The organism is Photobacterium sp. CCB-ST2H9, from assembly GCF_023151555.2.
Classification (GTDB): domain Bacteria; phylum Pseudomonadota; class Gammaproteobacteria; order Enterobacterales; family Vibrionaceae; genus Photobacterium.
Genome location: NZ_CP100425.1, coordinates 2611591 through 2637841, shown reverse-complemented (window position 1 = coordinate 2637841; position 26251 = coordinate 2611591). Strand labels below are relative to the sequence as shown.

The 26251-nt window shown below is 47.1% G+C and carries 21 protein-coding genes and 5 tRNA genes; 12 read left to right on the top strand and 14 right to left on the bottom strand.

The features are described 5' to 3' along the window. Window positions 1-145: 145 nt before the first annotated feature. On the top strand, window positions 146-1105 hold the full coding sequence (locus L4174_RS12235; RefSeq protein ID WP_248141704.1) for a glutathione S-transferase family protein: 960 nt from the start codon (window positions 146-148) through the stop codon (window positions 1103-1105). Between the two features lie 2 nt (window positions 1106-1107). Here L4174_RS12235 and L4174_RS12230 read toward each other — a convergent pair whose 3' ends face one another. From L4174_RS12230 to L4174_RS12205, 6 genes are all read right to left on the bottom strand, one after another. Then, entirely contained in the window at window positions 1108-2829 is a 1722-nt protein-coding gene (locus L4174_RS12230) for a response regulator (protein WP_248141158.1), read from the bottom strand. A 204-nt stretch (window positions 2830-3033) separates the two neighbouring features. After that, window positions 3034-3118: transfer RNA gene (locus tag L4174_RS12225), tRNA-Tyr, on the bottom strand. Window positions 3119-3185: 67 nt separating this feature from the next. Then, window positions 3186-3270 (bottom strand) — tRNA-Tyr (locus L4174_RS12220). A 70-nt stretch (window positions 3271-3340) separates the two neighbouring features. Next, window positions 3341-3425: transfer RNA gene (locus L4174_RS12215), tRNA-Tyr, on the bottom strand. Between the two features lie 70 nt (window positions 3426-3495). Next, window positions 3496-3580, bottom strand: a tRNA-Tyr gene (locus tag L4174_RS12210). Window positions 3581-3650: 70 nt separating this feature from the next. Next, window positions 3651-3735, bottom strand: a tRNA-Tyr gene (locus L4174_RS12205). 215 nt (window positions 3736-3950) lie between these two features. On the opposite strand from L4174_RS12205, the gene L4174_RS12200 reads away from it, so the two are divergent. Continuing rightward, complete coding sequence (locus tag L4174_RS12200; protein ID WP_248141157.1) at window positions 3951-5057, top strand: efflux RND transporter periplasmic adaptor subunit; 1107 nt, start codon at window positions 3951-3953, stop codon at window positions 5055-5057. Beyond that, window positions 5057-8197 carry a multidrug efflux RND transporter permease subunit gene (locus L4174_RS12195; RefSeq protein WP_248141156.1) on the top strand — a complete coding sequence of 1047 codons (3141 nt, stop codon included), beginning with the start codon at window positions 5057-5059 and terminating at the stop codon, window positions 8195-8197. Before L4174_RS12200 ends, L4174_RS12195 begins: the two co-directional genes overlap by 1 nt. Window positions 8198-8244: 47 nt before the next feature. Here the strand turns inward: L4174_RS12195 and L4174_RS12190 are convergent, their stop codons facing one another. Continuing rightward, the gene (locus L4174_RS12190; RefSeq protein WP_248141155.1) at window positions 8245-8832 is read right to left on the bottom strand and encodes an outer membrane beta-barrel protein; all 588 of its coding nucleotides are present in this window, start codon (window positions 8830-8832) and stop codon (window positions 8245-8247) included. Between the two features lie 293 nt (window positions 8833-9125). Next, window positions 9126-9701: an outer membrane beta-barrel protein gene (locus L4174_RS12185; protein ID WP_248141154.1), complete on the bottom strand. Its 576-nt coding sequence runs from the start codon at window positions 9699-9701 to the stop codon at window positions 9126-9128. A gap of 336 nt (window positions 9702-10037) precedes the next feature. Here L4174_RS12185 and rluF point away from each other — a divergent pair, with 336 nt between their 5' ends. The 4 genes from rluF (at window position 10038) to L4174_RS12165 (ending at window position 13414) form a co-directional block, all read left to right on the top strand. After that, a complete protein-coding gene (gene rluF / locus L4174_RS12180) occupies window positions 10038-11123 on the top strand; it encodes a 23S rRNA pseudouridine(2604) synthase RluF (RefSeq protein ID WP_248141153.1) in 1086 nt (361 codons plus the stop codon). A 138-nt stretch (window positions 11124-11261) separates the two neighbouring features. Continuing rightward, window positions 11262-12359 carry a chorismate synthase gene (aroC, locus tag L4174_RS12175; RefSeq protein WP_248141152.1) on the top strand — a complete coding sequence of 366 codons (1098 nt, stop codon included), beginning with the start codon at window positions 11262-11264 and terminating at the stop codon, window positions 12357-12359. 188 nt (window positions 12360-12547) lie between these two features. Further along, window positions 12548-13090 (top strand): elongation factor P hydroxylase, encoded by a 543-nt coding sequence (locus L4174_RS12170; RefSeq protein WP_248141151.1) that lies wholly within the window; start codon window positions 12548-12550, stop codon window positions 13088-13090. A 57-nt stretch (window positions 13091-13147) separates the two neighbouring features. Continuing rightward, the gene (locus L4174_RS12165) at window positions 13148-13414 is read left to right on the top strand and encodes a YfcL family protein (protein ID WP_248141150.1); all 267 of its coding nucleotides are present in this window, start codon (window positions 13148-13150) and stop codon (window positions 13412-13414) included. A gap of 80 nt (window positions 13415-13494) precedes the next feature. On the opposite strand, the gene L4174_RS12160 is transcribed toward L4174_RS12165, so the two are convergent. From L4174_RS12160 to L4174_RS12135, 6 genes are all read right to left on the bottom strand, one after another. Continuing rightward, window positions 13495-14637, bottom strand: coding sequence for an LPS O-antigen chain length determinant protein WzzB (locus L4174_RS12160; protein WP_248141149.1), 1143 nt, complete (start codon window positions 14635-14637; stop codon window positions 13495-13497). A gap of 285 nt (window positions 14638-14922) precedes the next feature. Continuing rightward, the gene (locus L4174_RS12155; RefSeq protein ID WP_248141148.1) at window positions 14923-15147 is read right to left on the bottom strand and encodes a hypothetical protein; all 225 of its coding nucleotides are present in this window, start codon (window positions 15145-15147) and stop codon (window positions 14923-14925) included. A gap of 248 nt (window positions 15148-15395) precedes the next feature. Next, window positions 15396-17621, bottom strand: a complete 2226-nt coding sequence (locus L4174_RS12150; RefSeq protein WP_248141147.1) for a YjbH domain-containing protein — start codon at window positions 17619-17621, stop codon at window positions 15396-15398. Further along, window positions 17621-18484: a capsule biosynthesis GfcC family protein gene (locus tag L4174_RS12145; RefSeq protein ID WP_248141146.1), complete on the bottom strand. Its 864-nt coding sequence runs from the start codon at window positions 18482-18484 to the stop codon at window positions 17621-17623. Before L4174_RS12145 ends, L4174_RS12150 begins: the two co-directional genes overlap by 1 nt. Before the next feature lie 12 nt (window positions 18485-18496). Then, the gene (locus L4174_RS12140) at window positions 18497-19213 is read right to left on the bottom strand and encodes a YjbF family lipoprotein (protein WP_248141145.1); all 717 of its coding nucleotides are present in this window, start codon (window positions 19211-19213) and stop codon (window positions 18497-18499) included. 95 nt (window positions 19214-19308) lie between these two features. Continuing rightward, a complete protein-coding gene (locus L4174_RS12135; RefSeq protein ID WP_248141144.1) occupies window positions 19309-19596 on the bottom strand; it encodes a hypothetical protein in 288 nt (95 codons plus the stop codon). Between the two features lie 820 nt (window positions 19597-20416). On the opposite strand from L4174_RS12135, the gene L4174_RS12130 reads away from it, so the two are divergent. The 5 genes from L4174_RS12130 (at window position 20417) to rfbA (ending at window position 26248) form a co-directional block, all read left to right on the top strand. Continuing rightward, window positions 20417-21556, top strand: coding sequence for a polysaccharide export protein (locus L4174_RS12130; RefSeq protein WP_248141143.1), 1140 nt, complete (start codon window positions 20417-20419; stop codon window positions 21554-21556). 3 nt (window positions 21557-21559) lie between these two features. Continuing rightward, on the top strand, window positions 21560-22000 hold the full coding sequence (locus L4174_RS12125; RefSeq protein WP_248141142.1) for a low molecular weight phosphotyrosine protein phosphatase: 441 nt from the start codon (window positions 21560-21562) through the stop codon (window positions 21998-22000). 98 nt (window positions 22001-22098) lie between these two features. Then, a complete protein-coding gene (locus L4174_RS12120) occupies window positions 22099-24258 on the top strand; it encodes a polysaccharide biosynthesis tyrosine autokinase (protein WP_248141141.1) in 2160 nt (719 codons plus the stop codon). A 47-nt stretch (window positions 24259-24305) separates the two neighbouring features. Further along, entirely contained in the window at window positions 24306-25373 is a 1068-nt protein-coding gene (rfbB, locus tag L4174_RS12115; RefSeq protein WP_248141140.1) for a dTDP-glucose 4,6-dehydratase, read from the top strand. Then, window positions 25373-26248: a glucose-1-phosphate thymidylyltransferase RfbA gene (gene rfbA, locus L4174_RS12110; RefSeq protein WP_248141139.1), complete on the top strand. Its 876-nt coding sequence runs from the start codon at window positions 25373-25375 to the stop codon at window positions 26246-26248. The genes rfbB and rfbA overlap by 1 nt, the downstream gene beginning before the upstream one ends. Window positions 26249-26251 lie beyond the last annotated feature (3 nt).

The following is a 26251-nucleotide window of genomic DNA, read 5'->3' as shown; positions in this document are numbered from 1 at the left end:
GTCATCCTAGCATAGTGCCTGAATGAGCGTAAGCGTTGTAAAAGTCCGTTCGAATATCCTGATGATCTTTGCCGGATTTTCTGCGCCGACGGATGAAAATAGCTTCCTTATAATGGTGAATAAATCGACTCACGACGAGGTAAACATGGGAAAGCTCATCAAGGGTGTTTGGCACGATGTTTGGTATGAGACTGAGCAGCACGACGGCAAATTTGTGCGTGAAGATGCGGGATTTCGCCACTGGCTGACAGCCGACGGAGCGCCGGGTCCAGAGGGGCAGCAAGGCTTTCCGGCGGAATCCGGACGATATCATCTGTATGTCTCACTGGCTTGCCCCTGGGCACACCGGACTTTGATCTTCCGTCAGCTGAAAGGGCTGGCCGCGCATATTGGGGTAACGGTTGTCGACCCGGACATGCTGGAACACGGCTGGGAGTTTTCTGAGCCAGAGCCTCTCTATGGATTTGAATTTATGCATCAGCTCTATTCAAAAGCCAAACCGGATTACACCGGCAGAGTGACAGTCCCTGTGCTGTGGGACAAGCAAACCCAGACCATCGTCAGTAATGAATCGTCTGAAATCATCCGGATGCTCAATACGGCATTTAATGCGATCACCGGTAATCACGATGATTACTATCCGCTGGCGCTCCGGCATGAAATTGACCGCTGGAATGATTTCATATATCCGAATATCAATAATGGTGTGTACCGCTGCGGGTTTGCGAGCACGCAGGCTGCGTACGCGTCGGCATTTTCTGAGCTGTTCAGCGCATTGGATAAAGTCGATGTGCATCTGGCATCAAACCGCTATCTGGCAGGAGAGCAAATCACGGAAGCGGACTGGCGATTATTCACAACCCTGATCCGTTTTGATGCTGTTTATGTTGGTCATTTTAAGTGTAATCAGCAGCGTATTGCGGACTATCCGAATTTACAGGGTTATTTGAAAGAGCTCTATCAGATCCCGGGAGTGGCAGAAACAACCGATTTTGAGCAGATAAAACGCCACTACTATTTCAGTCACCAGATGATCAACCCGACCGGCGTTGTGCCAGCAGGCCCGGCACTTGATCTGGACTCGCCGCACGGCCGGGATTTCTGAGATTAGTGCAGCAGCGGAGACCAGGTGGAGATCTGGATAGGCGGCAGTTCCCGGTAAAGCGGACCCGTTTGAGGCAGATGGCTCAGATGCTTTCCTGTTTTCAGTTCGGTACTTAAGGCATGCCGCCAGGCTGCCTGTTCGGCGGGAAGTGGCATCATGCAGACAGCGTTCAGGCTCTGGCGGTACAGCCCGGGAGGAACCGTGCCCGGCATTCTGAGCAGGCAGTCAATACGGCCCAGGTGGGCTTCACTGCATAATGGGTAGTCGCGGAGAATGGTTTCAAAATGAAACAACGCTTGTGCAGGTCGGGTTAATCTTGCGGCCTGTGCTGTTTTCAGCGTGGTTTCGAGCCATCTGAGGGCGTCAAATGCCAGACTGTTTTCTCGCAGTGCCTGCAAGCGGTGCCGGCTGTGTCCGTCGAAACGGTCTCTGTGTTTCAGAGCCTGACAGGCATCGGCAATCAGGGCGGTCTCGCCCAATTGCAAAAGCAGTGGCAGCGCTTCAGCCAGAATGACGGACGGTAATTTATGAATGCAGCTGAAATAGCCTGACAGGCCAAGCAGCAACCGGCGCTTTGCTTTGAGTGCGGAACCTTGTGCCAGCAACAGGCGTGCCTGTATGAGCTGTTGAAAGCAGTACAGAAAGTGACGCTGGGCAGGCAGCAGACGATGACGGGCCCGCTGCGTGATTTTGTTTAACTGCACTTTGAGCTGTCGTTTGGTCTGCGCAGACGGCGTCGTGAAGTACAGTTGCTCAAAGGTATCACTGAATTCAGCCAGACAGATGATCCACCCGATATCGATGATGGGCAGATGCGTTGCCAGTGTCATACCTGCCTGTATCAAGGGTTCACTCTGGCCAGTTTTCGCAGCCAGCTGTGCTACCTTCAGCGCCCGGTGGCTGGCGGAAGGAGATAGTTTCAGCGCGCGCTGGGCGGTAGCCAGTGCCGCAAGCACTTCCTTATTTTCAGCCTGATAGTTTGCCAGTAAATCCAGTGCTTCCAGGCACAGCGGGGATTTTTCGAGCAACTGTTGTAGGTGCTGAATCGCTTTGTTCTTGTCTCCCGCCTGAGCATACAGGCGAGCTTCAGTCAGTGAGACTTTCACGGAAGGGTGATATTTCCTGAACAGGCTGGCATAGCGGTTTGCCTGAGACCAGTCTTTGTTCTCCATCAGCATATCCAGCAGCAGGTGCTCAAGCTGGTAATCCGGACCATGTTTGAGGAGTTGCTGCTTGCAGTACCGGATCCCTTCTGTCAGTCCCTGTGCTGTTAACCGCTGATAGACTGGGTGACGTGCCTGACTGTTTTGCCATGCCTGACAAAGCTTGTTTTGCAGGCTGATCACAGGCATCGGCAGTGTCAGAAAGGCATCAGGTTCAACAGCCAGTGCCGTGAGAACAACCCGGGTGCTGGTATCGGCAGAAAAAATGACCAGTCCGCATTCCGGGCTCAGTAATTGTTTTTTACGCAGCAGGCTGATGAGTTCACTGCCGGTCAGCATGTGATCCAGATGATAATCGACGAGAATCAGCTGGTAGGCCGTGTGCTGGCAATGATGAATCGCTTCACGATAGTTTGAGGCGGTATCAATATGACGAATGCCAATTTGCAGGAGCATGCCTTTCATCAGACTTTGTGCACTGTGCTGATCATCAATCACCAGAACGCGCATGGTCGGCCATGGAGGCGGTGTCAGGTTCAGTTTATGGACTTTGTCAGGCATACCACGGTCCTCATACGGCTTTGGAGTGATAAGGATCACAGTTATTGTTGGTTTGAGTTTAGTCCTTTTTTGTGGCGGTTTTTTGAGCATGTGTGCTGTGCCGGGCACAGAATCCTCAAAGTCGCAGAAGTGAGATGGGTCAGTGGAAGAAATCTGACAGAAAGCCATAAGAAAAAAGCCGGTGCAATGCACTGGCTTAAAAGATGGTGGAGGGAGAAGGATTCGAACCTTCGAAGGCGGAGCCGTCAGATTTACAGTCTGATCCCTTTGGCCACTCGGGAATCCCTCCACGGGATTTTGCGTATTGTCAGGCTTTTCAGCCAAATAAAGCAACAAAGCGCTGCTCTCGGAAAAGATGGTGGAGGGAGAAGGATTCGAACCTTCGAAGGCGGAGCCGTCAGATTTACAGTCTGATCCCTTTGGCCACTCGGGAATCCCTCCACGGGATTTTTGCATATTGTCAGGCTTTTCAGCCCTCGAAAGCCGTACGGCGTACAGTTTTCGGAAAAGATGGTGGAGGGAGAAGGATTCGAACCTTCGAAGGCGGAGCCGTCAGATTTACAGTCTGATCCCTTTGGCCACTCGGGAATCCCTCCACGGGATTTTTACATATTGTCAGGCTATCCAGCCTTCGAAATCCGTACGATGTACAGTTTTCGGAAAAGATGGTGGAGGGAGAAGGATTCGAACCTTCGAAGGCGGAGCCGTCAGATTTACAGTCTGATCCCTTTGGCCACTCGGGAATCCCTCCACGGGATTTTTGCGTATTGTCAGGCTTTTCAGCCTTTGAAAGCCGTACAGTGTACCACTTTCAGAAAAGATGGTGGAGGGGGAAGGATTCGAACCTTCGAAGGCGGAGCCGTCAGATTTACAGTCTGATCCCTTTGGCCACTCGGGAACCCCTCCTCAAGTGCGGAGCGGATAATAGCAAACAAACGGTCACTGTAAACCCTTTTTCTGTATATTCACAGTTGGCTGCTGGATTTTTCGTCATTTGCCACAATTTGTTGGGGAATCGGCCTTTTTTGTGATGGAAATTTGCCTGAGTTTACATTTCTTTACCCCGTTCCTGATATGCGTCAGATATGATTAGCCCATACCAAAAGACAGGGTGCGTAAGCATGAAAAAAGTTGTTTTGGCCGTATTGGTTGCGGCATCGCTGGCGGGGGGCGGATATGTGTACTTTCAGCAGCCTTCACATGCAGCGCAGGCGAATCAGCCAAAATCCAGCCGGCCCGTGCCTGTGGCAACCGGCGAAGTGGCTTCTCATGAAGTGGTGAGTTCTGTTTCTCTGGTCGGCAAACTGGCTGCCCAGCGCTCAGTCGTGATTGCGACAGAGGTGGCGGCCAAAGTTGATCGGATCGTTGTCGATACTGATCGCAAGGTGAAACAGGGGCAACTGCTGGTTCAGCTGGACAGTGCCAAACCGCAGGCTGTCTACGATGAAGCCAAAGCCTACTATGATGACGAAAAGCGTAAATTCACGGAATACGGGCGGCTGGTGAAGCGCGGGGCGCTGACGCAAACCGAGCTGAACGCACAGCAAGCCAGTGTCAGTATCGCTAAAGCCCGTCTGGATGCAGCTAAAGCCGAGCTGGATAATCATCAGATCCGGGCTCCGTTTTCGGGGACAGTTGGTCTGATTGATTTCAGTCCCGGTCATACTGTGACGGTCGGCAGTGAACTCTTTACCCTGGACGACCTGTCGCAAATGCGGCTCGATGTGCAGGTGCCGGAACAATATCTTTCCAAACTGGCCCCGGGAATGGCTGTTCAGGCGAAAAGTCAGGCCTGGCCGGGCGACATCTTTACCGGCACCATTCAGGCGATTGATTCCCGTGTTCAGGCCGAATCACTGAATATCCGGGTGCGTGTACTGTTTGATAATGACAGTGGCAAGCTCAAACCGGGTATGCTGATGGCCGCAGCACTGGATTTCACGCCACAACATGCAGCGATCATTCCGGTTCAGGCACTGGAATATTCAGGTACCAAACGTTTTGTTTACCGTGTGGACGCACAAGGAATTGCCCATCGTACCGAAGTGGTGCTGGGTGCCCGGGTGAAAAATGAAGTGGTCATTGAGTCCGGGATTCAGATCGGGGATCGCATTGTGGTGCAGGGACTGGTGAATATGCGGGATGGTCTGGCCGTGATGGATGTCAGTCCGGACAGGAACGCAGACAGCCAGGCTGTGAGTGTCACCCGGACCGGAGACAATGCCTGATGTGGTTATCTGATGTTTCGGTGAAGCGTCCCGTTGTGGCGATTGTACTCAGCGTACTGTTGGTGGTGTTTGGTCTGGTGTCTTTCAGCAAACTGCCGGTACGTGAAATGCCGGATGTTGAAAATCCGGTGATCAGTATCGGGACGACTTACGAGGGGGCCTCGGCCACCATCATGGAAAGCCGGGTCACTACGGTGCTCGAAGATGAGCTCTCCGGAATCAGCGGGATTGAAAGTATTACTTCGACGACCCGGAACGGCAGTTCACGGATCAGCGTTGAGTTTGAAATGGGCTGGAACCTGACCGAAGGGGTAAGTGATGTCCGGGATGCCGTTTCCCGTGCCCGCCGTCGTCTCCCGAACGGGGCCGATGAGCCGATTGTGTCGAAAGACAATGGTTCAGGTGAAGCCGCGATTTACATCAATCTGACGTCCAGTGAAATGGATCGCGCTCAGCTGACTGATTATGCCGATCGGGTACTGACCGATCGCTTCAGCCTGATTAACGGGGTGAGTTCAGTGCAGCTGACCGGTGCGCTTTACAAAGTTATGTATGTGCGTTTGTTGCCGGAGCAGATGGCCGGACGTGGCGTGACCACCAAGGAGATCATTGATGCGCTGAACGATGAAAACGTTGAGCTGCCGGGTGGTGAGGTTCGAAATGATGCAACGACGATGTCGGTCCGTACCGCTCGGTTGTACCGAACGGCGGAAGACTTTGCGTATCTGGTTGTTCGTCAGACGTCTGATGGCTCTCCCATTTACCTGAAAGATGTGGCGGATGTGGCGATCGGCGCGCAAAACGAGGACGCGACATTTAAAAACAATGGTGTGTCCAGCCTGAGTCTGGGCATTGTCCCGATGTCTGATGCCAATCCGCTGCAAGTTGCTGAAGCCGTTCATAAAGAAGTGGAGCGTTTGCAGCGTTTTCTGCCGGACGGCACGCAACTGGAAGTGGATTACGATTCCACTGTCTTTATCGAACGTTCTATCAACGAGGTTTACAACACTTTGCTGATCACCGGGGCACTGGTGGTTCTGGTGCTGTATATCTTTATTGGTCAGGCTCGGGCGACGCTGATACCGGCGGTGACTGTCCCGGTATCCCTGATCTCGGCTTTCATGGCTGCGTATTATCTTGGGTTCTCAATCAACTTACTGACTTTGATGGCACTGATTCTGGCCATCGGGCTGGTGGTGGATGATGCCATTGTCGTGGTGGAAAACATTTACCATCATATTGAACGGGGTGAACCGCCTTTACTGGCAGCTTTTAAAGGAACCCGGGAAGTCGGCTTTGCGGTGATCGCGACAACCCTGGTGCTGGTGATGGTATTCCTGCCCATTGGTTTTATGGACGGTATGGTCGGGCCGTTATTTACTGAATTTTCAGTCTTGCTGGCGATGTCGGTAATTTTCTCTTCGCTGATTGCACTGACCTTGAGTCCGGTGCTCGGGAGTAAATTACTTAAGGCCAATGTGAAGCCGGGGCCGTTCAATCGTTTTGTGGACCGTCAGTTTGCGTCACTGGAAGCGGTTTACCGCAAAGCCGTGACTTTTGCAGTTCATTGGCGCTGGGGAGCACCATTGTTCATCGTGGCGCTGATGGGAGCCAGTGTCTGGTTGTTTCAGCTGATCCCGAACCAGCTGGCTCCCTCGGAAGACCGAGGTGTGATCTTTGCTTTTGTCCGGGGGGCTGAAGCAACCAGCTACAACCGGATGGTGGGGAATATTGAGCAGGTGGAGCAGCGGTTGCTGCCTTTGGTCGGGCAGGGGCTGATCCGCTCGGTCAGTATCCAGACCCCGGCATTCGGTGGTCGTGCGGGGGATCAGACCGGTTTTGTCATCATGCAGCTGGAGGACTGGGAAAGCCGGGATGTCAGTGCAACGCAGGCGCTGGGTGTGGTGCGCAAGGCGCTGCACGGAATCCCTGATATCCGGGTCTGGCCGTTTATGCCGGGTTTTCGGGGGGGATCATCTGAACCCGTGCAGTTCATTCTGAATGGTGCCGACTACGATGAATTGTTTGCCTGGGCAAACAAACTGAAAGATGTCGCACAGGGCAGCGGGATGATGGACGGCGTCGATATCGACTATGCGGAAACCACTCCGGAATTGGTGGTGACAGTCGATCGGCCACGCGCGGCTGAGCTGGGAATTCCACAATCGGATATTGCGGAAACGCTGGAAGTTATGCTGGGTGGCCGCAGTGAGACGACTTTTGTCGAGCGCGGTGAAGAATATGATGTTTATCTGCGTGGGGACGAAAACAGCTTTAATAACGCCATGGATCTGAGCCGGATTTATGTCCGGGCGAAGAACGGGGAACTGATATCGCTCAACAGTGTGGCAAAAGTGGAAGAGGTCGCTGCGGCCCGAAAACTGAGCCATAACCAGAAGCAAAAATCGATCAGCATCACTGCGAACCTGTTGCCGGGACATACGCTCGGCGAAGCACTGGACTATCTGGATGCACAGGCGCTGGAGATGCTGCCCAGTGACATCGTGATCGATTATGGCGGCGAGTCAAAAGACTTCCGGGAAAACCAGAGCAGTATGGCGATGATTTTCGGCCTGGCTTTGCTGGTTGCTTATCTGGTGCTGGCAGCGCAGTTTGAAAGTTTCATCAACCCGATGGTGGTCATGCTGACTGTACCGATGGGGATTTTCGGTGGCCTGATGGGGTTGTTGCTGATGGAGCAGAGCCTGAATATCTACAGTCAGATTGGAATGATCATGCTCATCGGCATGGTGACCAAGAATGGTATTCTGATTGTTGAGTTTGCGAATCAGTTGCGGGATAAAGGGATCGCCTTTGAGCAGGCAATTGTGGATGCATCTGCACGTCGATTGCGCCCGATTCTGATGACAGCGTTCACCACTCTTTTCGGAGCACTGCCGCTGCTGCTTTCGACCGGCGCAGGCTATGAAAGCCGGATTTCCGTCGGCACTGTCGTGTTCTTCGGCATGGCGTTTGCGACGCTGGTGACCCTGTTTGTGATCCCGGCCATGTATCGATTGGTGTGTGCCCGAACCCAGTCTCCGGGGCATGTGGCGGCACAGTTACAAAAGGCGCTGGAACGAGATTATGTCGGACGTCGCTCTCATGGCGAACTGCCGCTGGATCAGACGAAATCATGAATAGGAAAGGGGCTTCAGGCCCCTTTTTTCATCACTGTCAGATGCAATTAAAAGCGGTAACCTAAGGTGAACTGCGCGCCATTGTAATCGTAGTTTTTGCTCAGATCGCCCAGTGAGTGATCGGTGACATTCGTGATGTATTCGGCTCTCATAATCAGGCGGCGATTGATATCCCAGTGAAGACCGATACCAGCATCAACCATCACGCCCGTGCTGCTTTCATAGGTCATGTCCGGAATGTTCTGATAATCCGTTGTTCTTTTCACAAAGGAGACACTCATGCGACCGATCAGCTTCAAACTGGTATCTCCCAAATAATCCGTGGCTGGGACCAGGCTGACAGCAATCTGGGACAGAGACACATCGGCTTCCTGGCTGGTGAACAGATTATTATAGGTGGTTGAACCGCTGCTATAGACTGCTTCCACCGCGATATGCGGATGGATTTCCCGCCCCAGGCCAACCGTATAGCTCGGGTTTGTTTCTTCAACTGCACCAGTGAGAGGTTGTTTCTTTTTCAGAGATACGGCACCAGCGCCGACATAGAAATAGTTATTCCCGTCTGTCGGTATAGAAGCCTGAGCGTTTGTGCTGCATATAACTGTGGCGGCAGCAAATACGAGTGTTTTTTTCATTTCTGTATCTCGTGAAAAGATTTTTATATCGATGGGTGCCCGACATTCATAGCAAAAACCTGTGATATGAATCAATATGAATTGAGCGGCCTGTCATCACAATGGAACGAAAGCTTGATAAGTGACATCAGGAGGCGGTTTTTTGTATCAAATGATGAAGTCCGCGAAGCACTATGAGCTCAGATTTCTGTTTCTTGATGGAATTTTGAGGGAATAGACGCAAGTCAGTGTGCTGTTCTGAAAAAGGCAAACCGAGGGGCATTATTACCCCTCAGATTCAAACCCATCGGTCCTCAGAACCGGTAACCCAGCGCCAGCTGTATCCCTTCATAAGTCATGCTGTTGTCGAAATCGAAATTTTCCAGAGAACTGGCTGCAAAATTTGTGATGTATTCACCGCGAATCATGAAGCGTTTGTTCATATTCCACTGAATCCCTACACCAGCGTCGAACATGAATCCTGAATCACTGTCTTTTATCGTATAGCCCTGAGTGATTTTCGTCTCGGCGATTACCATGGAAGCATTCAGGCGCGTATACAGCTTGATACCTGAATGACCAATTTCGCCGGTAGAAGGCACAATGCTGAAACCCAGTTGGCTTAATGACATTTCATACTTAGTGTTATCCAGTTGGTTCCACTCATTGGTGTAATCAGTCGCGCTGTAATTGATAAAAGTTTCTAAGGCAATGTAATCGTTGAATTCGTGACCGAATCCCAAAGTCAGATTGGGCGTCAGGTTTTCGGTGAGATGCTCGGGTTTCTCCTTCAGTTTCGGACCTAAGAGGCCGATCCCACCATAAATATAAGATGGCGCCGCCAGCGCTGGCGCACAGGCCAGCAGGCAGATTGCTGAAAATGTTGTCATTGATTTCATGGATTGAATCTCAAAGGTAAAATTAATTGAACGCTGTGCAAAACGGAAATTTAATAACAATGATTGGATATAAAATCAATAGCTTGTGTGTTTTATTTCGTATTATTGGGCGGGTGTGAAGCCATTCTGTTTGTTAATTGAGCAATTTTGGTGAGTTCAAAAAGTGCAATAGGTATGTCCATTCCGATTCAATTGAATAGAGAACGAAGCAGGTCTGGGTGAATGATGCTAAAGATAAAGTCTCTTGAAACCATGGCTTCTGAGTGATTTTCCAGTACAATTCCTGCTCCCATCCGCGTTGTGAAACGCACAGTGAAGAAGAGCATCATGTCAGAAAATAAACCACAGCCGCGTTCAGGCGCGTCATCTTCAGATTCAGGTCAGGTTCGACTGAATAAGTTCATCAGTGATACGGGTTACTGTTCACGCCGGGAAGCCGATAAGCTGATAGAGCAAGGCCGGGTACTGATTAACGGGCAGTTGCCTGAGATGGGGATGAAAGTGGGGCCTGATGATGAGGTGCAGGTGGACGATAAGCCGCTGCGCCGCAAAGAGCCGCCGATTTATATCGCGCTGAATAAACCAGCAGGGATTACCTGTACGACAGAACGCCATGTTGAAGGCAATATTGTTGATTTTATTGGTCATCGTAAACGTATTTTCCCAATCGGACGTCTGGATAAAGCCTCGGATGGATTGATTTTCATGACGAACGATGGTGACATCGTGAATAAAATCCTGCGCGCCGGTAACTCGCATGAGAAAGAATATGTCGTGCGGGTGAATAAGCCTGTGACACAGGCTTTTCTGGATAAAATGGCCTCCGGTGTCGAGATTCTTGATACGGTGACTTTGCCTTGTCAGGTCAGCAAAGAAACCACTTATTCATTCCGGATTGTGTTGACCCAGGGGCTGAACCGCCAGATTCGACGGATGTGTGAAGCGCTTGACTATGAAGTATATAAACTGCGTCGGGTGCGGATCATGAACATCACTATTGATGGCTTGCCAAATGGTAAGTGGCGCTATCTTACAGATGATGAGATGGCAGAAATTTACCGTCTGCTGGCACAGTCGAGCAAGACAGAAGAAGCTTCCCGGATCAGCGGCCAGGGGGAGTCGATTGCGAAAGCAACCGATGCAAAATTGTATGATGCGCGTCAGCAGAGAAAAGACGAACCGGCTGTGAAATACAAAACTTATCACGGTAAAGGTGAAGTCGATCGTCGCCGTTCCGGCAGTAAACCGGGTAAAAGCCATGGGACTCGTTCGGATTCGCAGCAGCGCTCGCATGGTGCAAAACCAGGTGGTCAGTCCGCAAGAGGACCGCGCAGAAGCCGTCAGGACGATGCCAGCCAAAAACCTGCCTCTCCCGGTATTAAAAAGTGGAAGTCGAAAAAGGAACAGGACTAAGTCAGACTCGGTCAGAAGAAGTCTGTAGTGGTCTCAATCCGATTCTGCTTGCATTCCCCTGTACAACTTTGCACTATTCAGTGATTACATGATTCAAAACGGCTTTCATGCCGGAAAAGCAAAGATACAGGGGAAGTCATGGCAGGCAACACAATAGGACAAGTTTTTCGCGTTACGACCTTTGGTGAAAGTCATGGGGTGGCGTTGGGCTGCATCGTTGACGGATGTCCTCCGGGGCTGGCATTGACCGAAGCCGACATGCAGCATGATCTCGATCGCCGTCGTCCCGGCACCTCTAGGTACACGACTCAACGCCGTGAACCGGATGAAGTAAAGATCCTTGCCGGGGTATTTGAAGGCAAAACCACAGGGACCTCTATTGGTCTGATGATCGAAAATACCGATCAGCGCTCCAAAGATTACTCGAATATCAAAGATCTCTTCCGTCCTGGTCATGCAGACTACACCTACGAGCAAAAATACGGGATCCGTGATTACCGTGGCGGAGGCCGCTCTTCAGCCCGTGAAACTGCAATGCGTGTTGCCGCAGGCGCGATTGCCAAAAAGTACCTGAAACAAGTCCATGGCATTGAAGTTCGTGCTTATTTGTCTCAGATGGGGGACGTGAAGATTGAGAGCATCGACTGGACACAGGTGGAACAAAATGCTTTCTTCTGCCCGGATGCTTCGAAAGTAGAAGCGCTGGATGAACTGATTCGTCAGTTGAAGAAAGATGGTGATTCGATTGGCGCCAAACTGACCGTAGTTGCAGAGAATGTGCCAGTTGGTTTGGGCGAGCCGGTTTTCGATCGCCTGGATGCTGATATTGCCCATGCGCTGATGGGAATTAATGCTGTCAAAGGTGTTGAAATTGGTGATGGTTTTGACGTTGTTCAGCAACGTGGCAGTGAACACCGTGATGCAATGTCGCCAGAAGGTTTTCATTCGAATCATGCCGGCGGTATCCTGGGGGGCATTTCTTCCGGTCAGGACATCGTCGCCCATCTGGCTTTGAAACCAACCTCGAGTATCACGGTCCCGGGAGAAACTATCAATAAGCAGGGTGAAAGCGCTGAAGTTATCACGCGAGGCCGTCACGACCCATGCGTGGGGATTCGGGCGGTACCAATTGCCGAAGCCATGGTTGCTATTGTGCTGATGGATCACTTAATGCGTCACCGGGCGCAAAATGCTGATGTCATCACAACAACGCCTCAGCTGAAAGAGATCAGGTAGTATTTGTTGCAGGGCACATGAAATGGTAGGAGGGCTTTGGGGAGCCCTCTTTTGATATGCTCTTTCGTTTTAACGTCGCACCCTTCATGTAAAATAGCTTATAATCCCCAGCATTACTGCTGCGGGAGGGTGTTAAAACCTGACTGAGAATCACCTTTCATAAGCTAACTGAAGTAACGCATTTGTCCATGTCTCACAATTATCACGACCTGATACACCTTTTTAATCATACTTTTTTGCGCCCTTACAACACTGAACTTGTTCTCGGTGGTGATGAGCCGGTTTATTTACCGGCAGATGAGCAGCATCCGCATCATCGGATTATCTTTGCGCGTGGTTATTTTGCCTCGGCACTTCATGAAATCGCCCATTGGTGCATTGCTGGTCAAGAACGCCGTTTAATAGAAGACTATGGCTATTGGTATTTACCTGATGGTCGGAATAAGGACCAGCAGGCGGCGTTTGAACAGGTGGAAATTAAGCCTCAGGCCGTTGAATGGCTTCTGGCGGCCAGTTGTGGTTTTCGTTTTCAGGTGAGTTGTGACAACCTGAGTGGTGATCATGAGCCCGATCGGGTAGGATTTACCCGCAAAGTTCGTGCGCAGGTATTGAGGTATCTGAGTGACAGAATGCCTGAGCGGGTCGGGCTACTTTCCGATGTGCTGCGCCAGCATTACGGGGTAGTACCATTACGGGCGGAAGATTTTCCTGAACCGGAAGTGGCCGTCTGAAAAACGTGGTGGCCAGAAAAATTGGTCAGAATTTGATAGACAAATAAGAGTGACGAGATGATCCAGCAATACGAAGAAAAGTTGCTTACCCTGATTGATCAGATGGTAGAAACAGCATCTGATGACGAATTATTCGCCGGAGGATACCTGCGTGGCCATATCTCGTTATCTGCTGCGGTTTGTGAACGAGATGGTATGGCGACCACAGAAGCGATGAATCAGGCTGTCGGTGAGAGCCTGAAAGATGCACAATCTGAACTGAATCCAGCGGACCAACAGCTTGTGAAATCATTGTGGCAACAGCTTCAGGAAAGTGTAGCTTAGTAGTTGGTTTTTTGCTCAAACCAGAGCCCAAAAGGCCAGTTCAATGTACTGGCCTTTTTGCTTCAGGTCGTTTTCAAGCGTCAGTCATGGTTTCTGAAAGCAGTACGAATCAAGGCAATTGCGATGCCTAACATGCCACCCAGCAGTGTTGCAATGATGACAATTAAAGCGCGTTTGGGCTTATCTTTAGTCACTGGTTTTTCAACGTTTTCCAGAAAACGATAGGTTTTAAAGTGGATGTTTTTATTTAATTCCGTCCCCTGTATCAACGCCAGACGAGCTTCAACTTCCTGAATGCGAGGTTCGACTACACTGAGGTTCTTGACTGTATCCAGGGCATTGATTTTTGCAGCCAGTGCTTTAGCGCCTAGGTTGATAGCAAAGATTTCGTTATTACCAAGATTTTGAACAGGGCGCTGGACATCAGCAGCACTGGCAATGTTGAGTGCATATTCTGTCCGTTCTTTTTCGACTTTCAGGAAGCTGGTAGCTTGGCTTTGAAGCACTTTAAGTTGTTGATTTAATTCATTTTCTTTTGCTGAGATCAGTGCCTGAACGTTATTCATGGTGTCTTTATAGACTTTCGCCGACACAAAATTGATATATTGATTCAGCATCTTAAAGCTATTGTTGCTGGAAGTCGCTTGAAGACTAATCACGAAAATATCTTCTTCCTGTTTGCTCGCTTGCTTGGCACTGATTTTTTCGAACCAGCTCTCGAGTGCACGATCGGTGTCGTCAGCACTGGAAATTTTATTCTCAGATAGAAATTGTTGAAAATCCTTATTTCCTATCAGGAAAGCTTTTTTATTCGCAAGGGAGTTAAAACTGTTGATAAAGTTTTTAAACAGAACCTCAGCATCAATGACGTCGTTGAGTTGGTTTTTTACCTGAAGAGTGCCATCTTCAGTCTGTTGGAGGCCTGAGTCAAAGGCTGGCTGGAATGAGCTGATTTCCTGTTGAAGTTTCGCGAAATCGGTAATTTGGGGTTGAATGGCTTTCGCTTTGGCGGTCCACCACTCCTGTGCTGTGAGCGCATAAGTAACACCTGCAACAGCAAATAGCAATGTAAACAGGGCAATCAGCAGTTTTTCTTGCCAAAGTATTCTGAATAATTGGATGAGATCGATTTCATCCGTGCTGTCATGATTTTGCATAGACTTTTTTGAGGAATGAACAAGTTGAGGGCCTGACGGTACGGCTGTGGTCTGTGTATCTGTCACTATGATACTTCCATTGATAACTGCAATTTGTGATGCGATAAAGTAAAAAATGAACGGTATTTTGTTTGTAATTTTATCTTAAAGTGTCGAGTAGAGTATAAATCTCAGGTAAATGTTTACTCGCTTCGGAATTATAGGGGGGGCATTGAAGTGGAGGCAAGCAGACAAGCGCCTGTGTCCGAATTTTGTGGCGCAAGTTTGATTTAGCTGCCATTTTGCTGCGAAATTCGGGATATAGTGTGGGTGTTGATGCATACCCGAGACTTACACCTGATGAAAAATGCTTTAATCCAGTGAATAAGGAAAACTGATGTACTTGCGGCGATAGTTTGAAGACCCAGCAAACAGTGTCAGCAGGATTGAAACAGCCAGTAATCCCAAGCTAAACACCAGGTTTTCCTGAACGACCAGTTGATAGCAGCAAGTGGCAAAAAAAGTGATCGCTACTAACAGGTTCATTTTATGCAGCAATGGATGTTTAACAGAAAAAACAGCATACTTTTTGAACATATTTCGTCCTCACATAAGCCAAGTGATTCATTCATTTAAACAGTGAAGGCGACAATGCTGTAAGAAGATTAATATTTCACCATTGCAGTTGAAGGTTACTTGTTTTATTTGTGGAGCAGATCAATTTACAAGTTACGGAGGACTGTTTGCTGAGCTGATTGAATGATCAGAAAAGAGGACGTTCTGCTTTTGCTCACCAAAAGCGAACCCACCGCTCTGAGCGATGGGTACGGATTGATGAAATGGCATTAATTCTGCTGAATCATTTTGCGGCTGTACCATGGTTTTCTGGCATCTGTGATGTTGTACAGCTGGTATTTTCGGTTCAGCATCTGGCCGCCGTCCCGGGTCAGGGGTAACCAGGAAATCGTGGCACGGCTGCGGCTGGGCTTGACTGTCATCAAATCGTAAGGGATGGAAATATAAAACCCCTTATTGTAGCTGCCTTCACCGTATTCATCTGCAGATAAGTTGGTTAGGGTAACAAAGGCACCTGCAATCACACCGCTGTCAAACTGCTTGGAAAAATCAAAAGTCATCCCGACATCTTCGGTCAGATAGCGGCCAGCACTGACTTTCATTAGTGTGTTTGGCAGGAAAGACCATGGTGGTTGATAGTAAAGCGTTGCGTGGCCGGTCAAAGCCCCTGTTTGCACTCTGTAACCGCTGCCGGTGACAGGGTCAACATGCATTTCGTTATGGAATAAACCGAGCTGGGTATCCGGGTCACGCTGAATCACATAGTTCAAATCCAAACCTATAGCCCAGTCAGTTTCCATTGGTCGATATAAAATTTCACTGCCTGCGCCGGCAAACATCATTTCCAAATAGCCGCCATAGGCCTGGGCATACCAATTTTCCGCCAGCTGATCCATCCATGTGAGCTGCAGGTTATTGACTCGTATCGCATTACCATCAATGTACTGGCGAACCAAGGTGCGTACACGTTTTAGATCGGTGCCATCAGGCGGAACGTCATACTTAAACTTATCGTAGTTATCCAGCAGGTTCAGATATAGACTGCCTCCCAGCTCCCACTGATCATTCATCTGATAACTTACGCCGGTATTGAGCCCAATGTTATACAGGTAAAACCCTTCAGAGCCACCAAAAGATTGTTGCAGATTCGGTGAAATGCTGACATCCCATGGATTTTGGTCTTGAGCGATGAGTTGCCCTTGAGGTGCATCTGGTGCCTGAGTCGTGATCGCATCATCAATGGCTGCATCGACATAGTTGTAGCGCGCGACATCATCAAACGCTTTAGTACGAATGATGGTTTCAGTGGCTGGCAGATCATGACCTGTTTCGATGAGCCGATATTCATCAAAAGCCGGAGCGCCAGTTGTTGGAGATGTCGGCAAATGATTACTTAGAATGATGGCCGCACGTTCATAGCCTTCTTTCCGGTTGCGGTATTTTTCTTGTGATGCCAGGACAGTAACCGATTTTTCGTCAGCATAAATTTTCGGATTTTTGAATCCAGCATTAGCGTGCAAAGCCTCAGCGATGTTTTGCCAATCCTCAAGGTTTAAATCGTGTTTCTGAAGGTCTGGCGCATAAGTCAGCTTTGGAGTATCTCGCCAGGAAGTCGCCAGCGTGTTGAAATTTGTGTTCAGGTTAAACCCAAACGCCCAGGTGTTACCTCGCTCATAACTCAGACGGACATCCCCCCAGTGATCTAAACGATAAAGAATGCCCAGATTCCAAGGGCTGTCCTGATTCATGCTGGCTCCGGCACGAGTAACGGGGAAATCACTGGTGTAGTCGTTCCCGTCATATTCGAGTTTCAGTCGAAGTGGCCGCCAGGGGGCTTGGTATTCGATACCACCAAATACGGCCGAACATCCTGTAAACCAGCGTTCGAAATCCACGCTACCGCCTTTGCCTTTGTATTGAGTATTCCGGCCACAGTCACTGCTCTGATTTTTGTCTCCAGATACGTTTGCACTGTTGCCAAGGTAGCCCCAGCCTAGTCCCAGTGTAAAATCAAATGGTCCCCAGTGCTTACTGGCAGCTAGGTATTCGCCATCGAATAAGCCTGTGCCACCAAAATCCCGAATGCCAATAGCAGTTTCCGGTAGCCAGTAGCTCTCTTCCAACAAGCGAAGTTTAAAATCGATCCCTTTATCTGTGTATTTCGTATCGCCGCTGAAACTTGGGTCTTCACTATAAAGTACATCCTGCACCAAGGTGTAGCGAATGGTTGTTTCCAACCACGTGAAGAGCTGGAGCGACACATTGTAATGCAAGTAATCGTTGTTGTAGGTTGCACCAAATGTAAACTCCCCTTCGGGGGCGACACGTCCAGAAGGCATTTGTATCAACCCAACCCCACCGAAATCATTTTGAGAGGTTTGAAACGCTGGATAACTGAACTCATCTGCAATGGCTGACGGGATGGCACAACTCAGTGAGAACCCGAATAGCAGGCTAAGGCGCAGAGCGTAAGGAGAAAAAGCAGAGGTAACCATCAATAAGGCCTTTGTTTGAGCAAGTCGACGATGTTGTCATTGAGTGATTCGTAGCCATCAGGCAGTGAGGTAAATGGCAGGTAGATGGTTGCACCGGGAGCAATATCTTTGTGGTTACGGTTCCAGTAAGCAATTTTATGTTGCTCGGCTTTGCCATCAGGCTGAATGACCCAGAGGTAGTCAGGGTTGCTGATGGTGAGTGGCGTGACTTGTTGTAAATAGTCAGTTGCGTTTTTTCGTTCCTGCCAGGAAAGTTTGATATCACTATCTTCTACGTTGGGCGGTGAAATCGCACCAAAGACTTTGACCGTTTCTGGCCGGGTGATAACTTGCAGTCTGAATTGACCATTCAATCCAGGATTTTTGTCAGGAGAAATTCTGACCCAATCTCGGTCTAATGACTGAATGATTCGTTGTCCGGGTAAAGGTGCAGACAAAGTATTGGCCAGTATTTGTAATGAATGGCTAGTTTCAGGTTTCTTGTTACGCACCTGTAGTGCCAGTTGCTGAAGTTGCAGAATGACAGCTGATTGCTGTTCTTTCATCACCTGCCTTGTGATGCTATCTGACCGCCAGAGCATCGAGCCAAACCAGTAAAGAGATTGCCCGGAATGTTTAACTGGCAATTGATGCAAATTTGCCAAAGTATCTTGAAGAACTTGCTCCAACCGAACTGTAGTTGAGTAACGTAATTGCAGGGCTTGGTTCGATTGGTTGATTCTGACCTCGACTTCAGTCGATGCTATGACTCTTGTATCCGGTTGGGAAAAAGCAGGCGTGGTCAGCATGCACCAAGCAAGAGTGCTTATGAGTAATGCAATGATTTTATGGTGTTTTTGTCGGTAAGTTTGAAGCGTGTGCATTCTTATCACCCGTCAGTTTCCAAAGGGTTTCAGGAGTTGTGTTTCCAGAACGGGTAACCCCGGCGCAATGAGCTGGCGGCTCATTAAAACTTGGCCATTATCCGGATGAATCCAAAACTCATTTTCAAAAGAGAGTTTCAGGCTTGGTACTTCAACCATTTCCACAAAAAAGCGGGTGGAATGGATTATTCCATTGATGGAAATTGTCTTTGGGCCCTGATCTTTGAAAATTGAAATGAGTTGATAACCAAAATGATACCCAGGTTGCCAATCGATTCGGCGTTGCCAGTATTTTGGTGTGGAAGGTTTTTGTAAACCCAGAGCAACCGGGTCAGGTTTGTCTGCTTCGATATGAAGTAAATTGCCCAGAGGTAAGTTCAATGTTTTGACTAGGCGACCTTGTTCGGTGACTAACATTCCTTTGTCAGCAGCCAGCCATTTTAACTGTTGCATTGAAGTCGATGGTGTTGTTTGGAATGTAGGGGAGCTTTCAGCTAATGCAAGGACCATGAAGGCCTGAGGGCCGTTGCCAATGCGGGCGTATATAGTTGCATATGGTAACTGCTCAATCCATGATTGAGGTTTATGTGTGTCTGTTTCCCCTCTGACAGCCAATCTGAAGGTATCTGATACGCTCTGAAATTTCTGGCTGCAGCCAGAGATGGCGAGGGAGGATAGGAGGATTGTGAGAATAAATAGATTCGTAACAAATGGGCGAAAGGGCAACATCCTATGTCCATCTTTAAAAAGAAATCTGAAAACATAAAAATAACCGCACTCAGTGCGGTTATTCAAACGCTAAGAAAGCAATCATACTTTCGTGATTAGCCTTGATTGACCGAAGTTGATGTTGCTGTGTCGTTGCCATTTGCATCAACTACTGCAACAGCGGTAACTGCAACTGCAGCACCAACAGCTACGGTTGTGGCTGTAATACCACCTACAGCAGCAGCTGATGCACCTGCGGTACCCGCAGCAGTACCAGTAGCTGCTGTAGAAGCAGTTGTTGCTGAAGTTGTTGAGGTTGACGCGGCAACGCTCCCAGTTCCGGTTGCGGCCAATGCTGAACTAGCCATCAAGAGGGCTGCCAGAGAAACGAATACCTTTTTCATCCTATTCCCTTATATTATTGTATCGAGTGATTGAATCGTATAAATGCGGCTCATTGTTAAGGCAAGGCGCTCTTCAATAATATTGGGATACATCACGGATAGCAATGTATTGAATGTGAAGATTTATGGTTTTACTGAAATTTTTGCAAAACAATCACTGAGGTGGCCTTGCAAGTGGCGATTATCATATTTGCGTGGATTCACCTTATCGAGTGAGTTGCATTAGTTAAAGCTAACTCATTGATAGGTATTGATATGTGTTTTTACAATGAACTAACAAAGGGCAATTGCTCTAACATAGATACTAGTTGCATTTAATGGTTTCTCAGTGAGGTGTGATTGTGTAGAATGCGGCAGCCAAAGTGACAGTGAGCTGTATTGGCTGTTGTTGAGGTTATCTGTTTCGAAAAATTTTGTTAAATTTTCGTCAAGCGTTGCACTTATCACAATTTTTCCGAAAAATATGATAGTTTGTATTCGCTTGTCACTTTGAAACTGTAACCTGCACATAAAACATGGATGTGATGGAGGCAATTAGGAGCTGTAACCTAAGGGCGGTAGCATGCCTGAAATACGAATTTTCAGCTCCAATGCCTAACTTTAAAGGCTTTGTTGCTCATGATTCCTGATTTGCCATCACAAGCTCTAAGCGTATTGTTTTTAAGTTGGTAAGCTATATTAAAGAACATGCGATTATATTGCTGATACAACAGTATTCATAGTGCGCAACTCTCTGCATTTTTGGCAATCTAAATATACAATTAAGACTTTGTTTTTAGATCAAAATTCAATTTTTCTTACTCATCAATGTTGATTGGATATGGATTTCTCTAAGAAGCTCCTTTTTTCTGCTGTGTTTTCTTTGTTACTTACAGGCTGTACAGTAGTTCCTGGTTCCCATCTGTCATTATCTGACAATAAACAAGACAATGAAGCGTTTCGAGTGGCTGAACATGTTAATGTATACCCATTAACACCTTCTGTTATCCGTCAGTCAAAACGGCCAGAAATTTTTGCCAGAATGAACCCCGTGCTTGATGCGGAACTTAGTGGCTATGAATATTATATTGGTCCTGGTGATATCCTGAATATTACGATATGGGATCATCCTGAACTAACTATTCCTGCCGGGTCATACCGTAGCTCGAGTGAATCGGGTAACTGGGTACATGCTGACGGCGCTATTTTTTACCCATATATTGGTACAGTTCAAGTCGGTGGCAAAACAGTGACTCAGGTACGGGACGAAATTTCCCACCGTCTGGCGGCTTTTATTGAAAGCCCGCAGGTAGATGTCAATGTCGCGGCCTTCCGTTCTCAGAAAGCCTATGTCACTGGTGAAGTAAATACTCCGGGGCAACAACCCATTACAAATGTGCCATTAACTTTGTTGGATGCGATTAATAGAGCAGGTGGCCTGGCAAAAGATGCTGACTGGCGTAATGTAACACTCACCCGGCAGGGTGGTGAACAACCCATTTCACTGTATGCACTGATGCAACGAGGTGATCTGTCACAAAACCGTTTATTGCGTCCTGGAGATATTATCCATGTCCCACGGAATGATGCGCAAAAAGTCTTCGTCTTGGGGGAAGTCAATACTCCCCAGTTGCTGAAGATCGACCGTTCAGGTATGACGCTGACGGAAGCGTTAAGCAGTGTCGGTGGAATTAACGAGCTTGAAGCAGATGCGACTGGTGTATTCGTGATCCGGAACGTGCGAAAAACTACACTAGACTCAGTGCAAACGAACAATGTCATGGCGGATATCTATCAGTTGAATATTCAGGATGCTGCGGCATTAGTACTAGGAACCGAGTTTGAACTGGAACCCTATGATGTGGTGTATGTTACCGCAGCACCGATTTCGCGCTGGAACCGTGTTATTCGTCAGTTACTGCCGACCATCACCGGATTTAACCAGTTGACTGAAGGTGTACTACGAGTAAGGAATTGGTAAAGCATGTTTAATAATATTCTTGTTGTCTGTGTTGGTAATATTTGCCGTTCTCCATCCGGAGAGGCGCTACTAAAACAGTTGTTCCCAAACAAAAATATTTGTTCAGCTGGACTCAGTACTGAAAAGAGTGGATTGAATGGAAAACCTGCTGATCGAATGGCGATCGAAATTGCAGCCGAAAACGGCGTGTCACTTGATGGTCATCAGGCAAAACAATTGACCGCAGACTTATGTCGTGAGTTCGATCTGATCCTAGTGATGGAAAAAGGGCATGTAGATGCTTTGGTATCTATCGCGCCCGAGGCGCGGGGGAAAACAATGTTGTTCGGACAATGGATCGGCCAGCAGGATATTCCGGATCCATTTCGCATGAGTCGGGAAGCTTATGAACATGCATATCAGCTGATTTATAAGGCCGCTCTTGCCTGGGTGAAGAAATTGTAAATACAGATAATGAGCACTCGACCTGTAGCCTGTCACTGAGTAGGACTCAATTAAGTGACAGAATCAGACAAGAATAGTAGCTAGAGTAGAAGTATACGATGACTGTTTCGCAACAAGTGTCGGTGAAACAATCCGACTCCGATGAGATTGATCTAGGAAAGCTGTTTGGTATTTTATTAGATAGTCGCTGGACCATTATCGCCATCACCTTTACCTTTGCTGTTGTTGGTGTGGCCTATGCGATGCTAGCAACACCTATTTATAAAGCGGATGCATTACTACAGGTAGAAGAAAAAAATAACGGTTTATCTGCTTTAGGTGATATGGGAGAAATATTTTCCAGTGAGTCTTCATCGAATACCGAAATTGAAATTTTACGATCGAGAATGATACTGGGGAAAACTGTTGATAAATTAAATCTTACAACACTTGCAGGACCTGTGACAGTTCCGATTATTGGTAATGGTCTTAATCGGCTGTCGAATAATCAAAACAATATTATAATTAGCAGGTTTGAAATTCCACAAGATTTAGCAAAACCTAACTTTTCATTAGTAGTCGATGATGCTGAAAATAACACATATATACTTTTCGACCATAACGGGGAAAAGATACTTTCAGGCAAAGTCGGTGAGTTGTCTCTTTCTAAGGACTATAAAATTTATGTGGCAGAATTGAATGCCGAAAAGTCTGGCACTGAGTTTCTGATACAAAAGCGTTCCCGTCTCGATAGTATTCAATGGATCCAGAAAAATTTCAATGTAACTGAACGCGGTAAACAAACCGGCATTCTCCACTTGTCATTTACTGGTCCGGATAAAGGGCAAAATACTGCGATTTTGAATGATATCAGTCAAAATTACTTTTTGCAGAATGTTGCTAGGAACTCTGCAGAAGCTGAAAAAAGTTTGGAGTTTCTTCGCGGTCACTTGCCCGATGTCAAATTGCAGTTGAATAAAGCTGAAGACGAGTTAAATCAGTTCCGTCAGGCCAATGAATCCATTGATTTAGGGTTAGAAGCCAAATCGACTTTGGATGTGATGGTGAAACTGGAGTCACAACTGAACGAGTTGACCTTTAAAGAAAGCGAGATTTCACAGCGTTTTACTAAAGAGCACCCGGCTTATATTGCTCTGATGGATAAGCGTAAAACGTTGCTTAAAGAGCGAGAGCGATTCAATCAGCAAGTTCAAAAGTTGCCAAAAACACAACGAGAAGTGCTACGCCTTACACGAGATGTTGAAGTAAATCAACAAATATACGTGCAATTACTGAATAAAGTACAGGAATTGAATATCCTGAAAGCTAGCACGGTCGGTAATGTGCGCATTTTAGATGGAGCGCAATCATACACAAAACCGATTAAACCAAAGAAAGCATTGATCTTAATACTGACAATACTCTTTGGCGGTATGTTAGCTGTAGCTATGGTTTTAGTCCGTGCAGCTTTCCATCGAGGTGTTGAAAATCCAGATGAGATTGAAGCTATTGGTTTGCCAGTTTATGCCAGTATCCCAATGTCGGATTGGCAAGCGGATATGGAGAAGAAGCAGAAAACTAGGCACAATTTGAGTGTTGAAGAAAGCTTACTGGCAGTCGCAAATCCTGCTGATCTGTCCATTGAAGCATTGCGTAGTTTACGCACCAGCCTGCATTTCGCAATGATGGAAGCAAAAAATAATGTGCTGATGATTTCTGGCCCTAGTCCAGGTATTGGTAAATCTTTTGTATCTTCGAATATGGCGGCTGTGATTGCCAAGGCTGGCCAGCACGTACTGTTAATTGATGCGGATATGCGCAAAGGCCGGTTGGAAAAAAATATGTCTGTGTCCCATACGCCTGGTCTTTCGAATTATTTGGCAGGTACTGCAAGTCTTGAAGATATTATTAAACAGCCTGGTGTAGAGGATTTATCCTTTATTGGCCGCGGAGAAGTACCACCGAATCCATCTGAACTTCTTATGCACCCTCGATTTAAAAAGTTACTTGAGTGGGCATCTGAAAAGTATGACATGGTAGTGGTGGATACACCGCCAATCTTGGCTGTTACAGATCCGGCCATTGTTGGTGCACATGCAGGGACAACTTTATTAGTTGGCAGGTTTGGTCAGAACGCTGTGAAAGAAATTGAAGTGACTAAACAACGCTTTGAGCAAAATGGGATTGAAGTAAAAGGTTTCATTCTGAATGCTGTTCTGAGAACAGCTAGTTCGCATTATAGTGGTGGTTATTATAATTACACCTATGAATCCAAGTAATAAATTTTATTGAGTTCTTCTTATCAGAAAGCAATTAAGGTAAAAGTGTGAAAATACTTGTAACAGGTGGTTCCGGTTTTATTGGGTCAGCCGTTGTTCGTCATATTATTCAAAATACTACAGACAGTGTTATCAATCTGGATAAATTGACTTATGCTGGTAATCTGGAATCTTTAAAGGACGTTTCAGATAGCGAGCGTTATTGTTTTGAGCAAGTCGATATTTGTGATAAAACTGCTCTAGAAAGTGTGTTTGAAGAACATCAACCGGATGCCGTGATGCACCTTGCGGCAGAAAGTCACGTGGATCGCTCGATAGACGGTCCTGCAGCATTCATTGAAACAAATATTATTGGCACCTATAACTTACTTGAAGTTGCTCGTACTTATTGGAATAAATTGGAAGATAATAGTCGTAAAACGGCATTCCGTTTCCATCATATCTCGACAGATGAGGTTTACGGTGATTTAGAAGATACAACGGCTCTATTCACTGAAACGACATCTTATAAGCCAAGCAGCCCTTATTCCGCATCTAAAGCTTCTAGTGATCACTTGGTTCGTGCCTGGTTGCGCACTTATGGTTTGCCGAGCATTATCACCAATTGCTCAAATAATTACGGACCGTATCACTTCCCTGAAAAGCTAATTCCACTAATGATTTTGAATGCTTTAGATGGTAAGACTTTACCAATTTATGGTGATGGAATGCAGGTTCGCGACTGGCTATTTGTCGAAGATCATGCGCGTGCATTGTACACAGTGGTGACTCAAGGGAAAGTCGGAGAAACCTACAATATTGGCGGCCACAATGAGAAAGCAAATATTGAAGTAGTGAAAACACTGTGTACTTTATTAGAAGAACTTGTCCCTGAAAAACCAGCCGGTGTTGTGTCTTATGAATCGCTAATCACCTATGTGGCTGACCGTCCTGGACATGATGTGCGTTATGCTATTGATGCGAGCAAAATAGAACGTGAGTTGGGCTGGAGGCCAAAAGAAACTTTCGAGACGGGTTTACGGAAAACCGTTGAGTGGTATTTGAATAATAAAATTTGGTGGCATCGTATATTGGATGGTTCGTACTGCATGGAACGTCTGGGAGTGACCGTATAATGAAAGGAATTGTTCTGGCTGGCGGCTCAGGTACCCGTCTGTATCCAATCACTCGTGGCGTATCGAAGCAACTGCTACCTGTTTATGATAAGCCGATGATTTATTACCCACTGTCAGTACTAATGTTAGCTGGGATTCGAGATGTATTGATTATTACAACACCTGAAGATCAAGATAGTTTTAAACGGCTTTTAGGAGATGGCAATCAGTTTGGTATTCATTTGGAATATGCTAGCCAGCCATCTCCAGATGGCTTGGCTCAAGCATTTATTATCGGGGAAAATTTTATAGGTGATGACTCTGTTTGCCTGGTTCTCGGAGATAATATTTTTTGGGGACAGAGTTTTACGCCGAAATTAAAGAATGCAGTCCATAATGCTGAGAAAGGTAGTGGAGCTACAGTATTTGGGTATCAAGTAAAAGACCCTGAAAGATTTGGAGTTGTTGAGTTCAATGAAGAAAAGAAAGCAATTTCAATTGAAGAAAAACCGAATAAACCTAAAAGTCACTATGCAGTTACTGGGCTTTATTTTTATGATAATGATGTAATTCAATTGGCGAAAAAGGTAAAACCATCCGAACGAGGTGAGCTTGAAATTACAACATTAAATGAGATGTACTTAAAGCAAGGTAAATTAAATGTTGAAATGCTTGGGCGTGGATATGCTTGGCTTGATACAGGGACCCATGAAAGTTTGTTGGAAGCAGCTCAGTTTGTTGAAACTATAGAAAAACGCCAGGGGTTTAAAATTGCTTGTCTTGAAGAAATTGCATTTTATCAAGGTTGGTTAAGTAGAAAACAAGTTGAAAAAATCGCTGAAATTATGCAAAAAAATGGCTATGGACAATATTTATCAAAGCTATTAAAAGTATAAAAT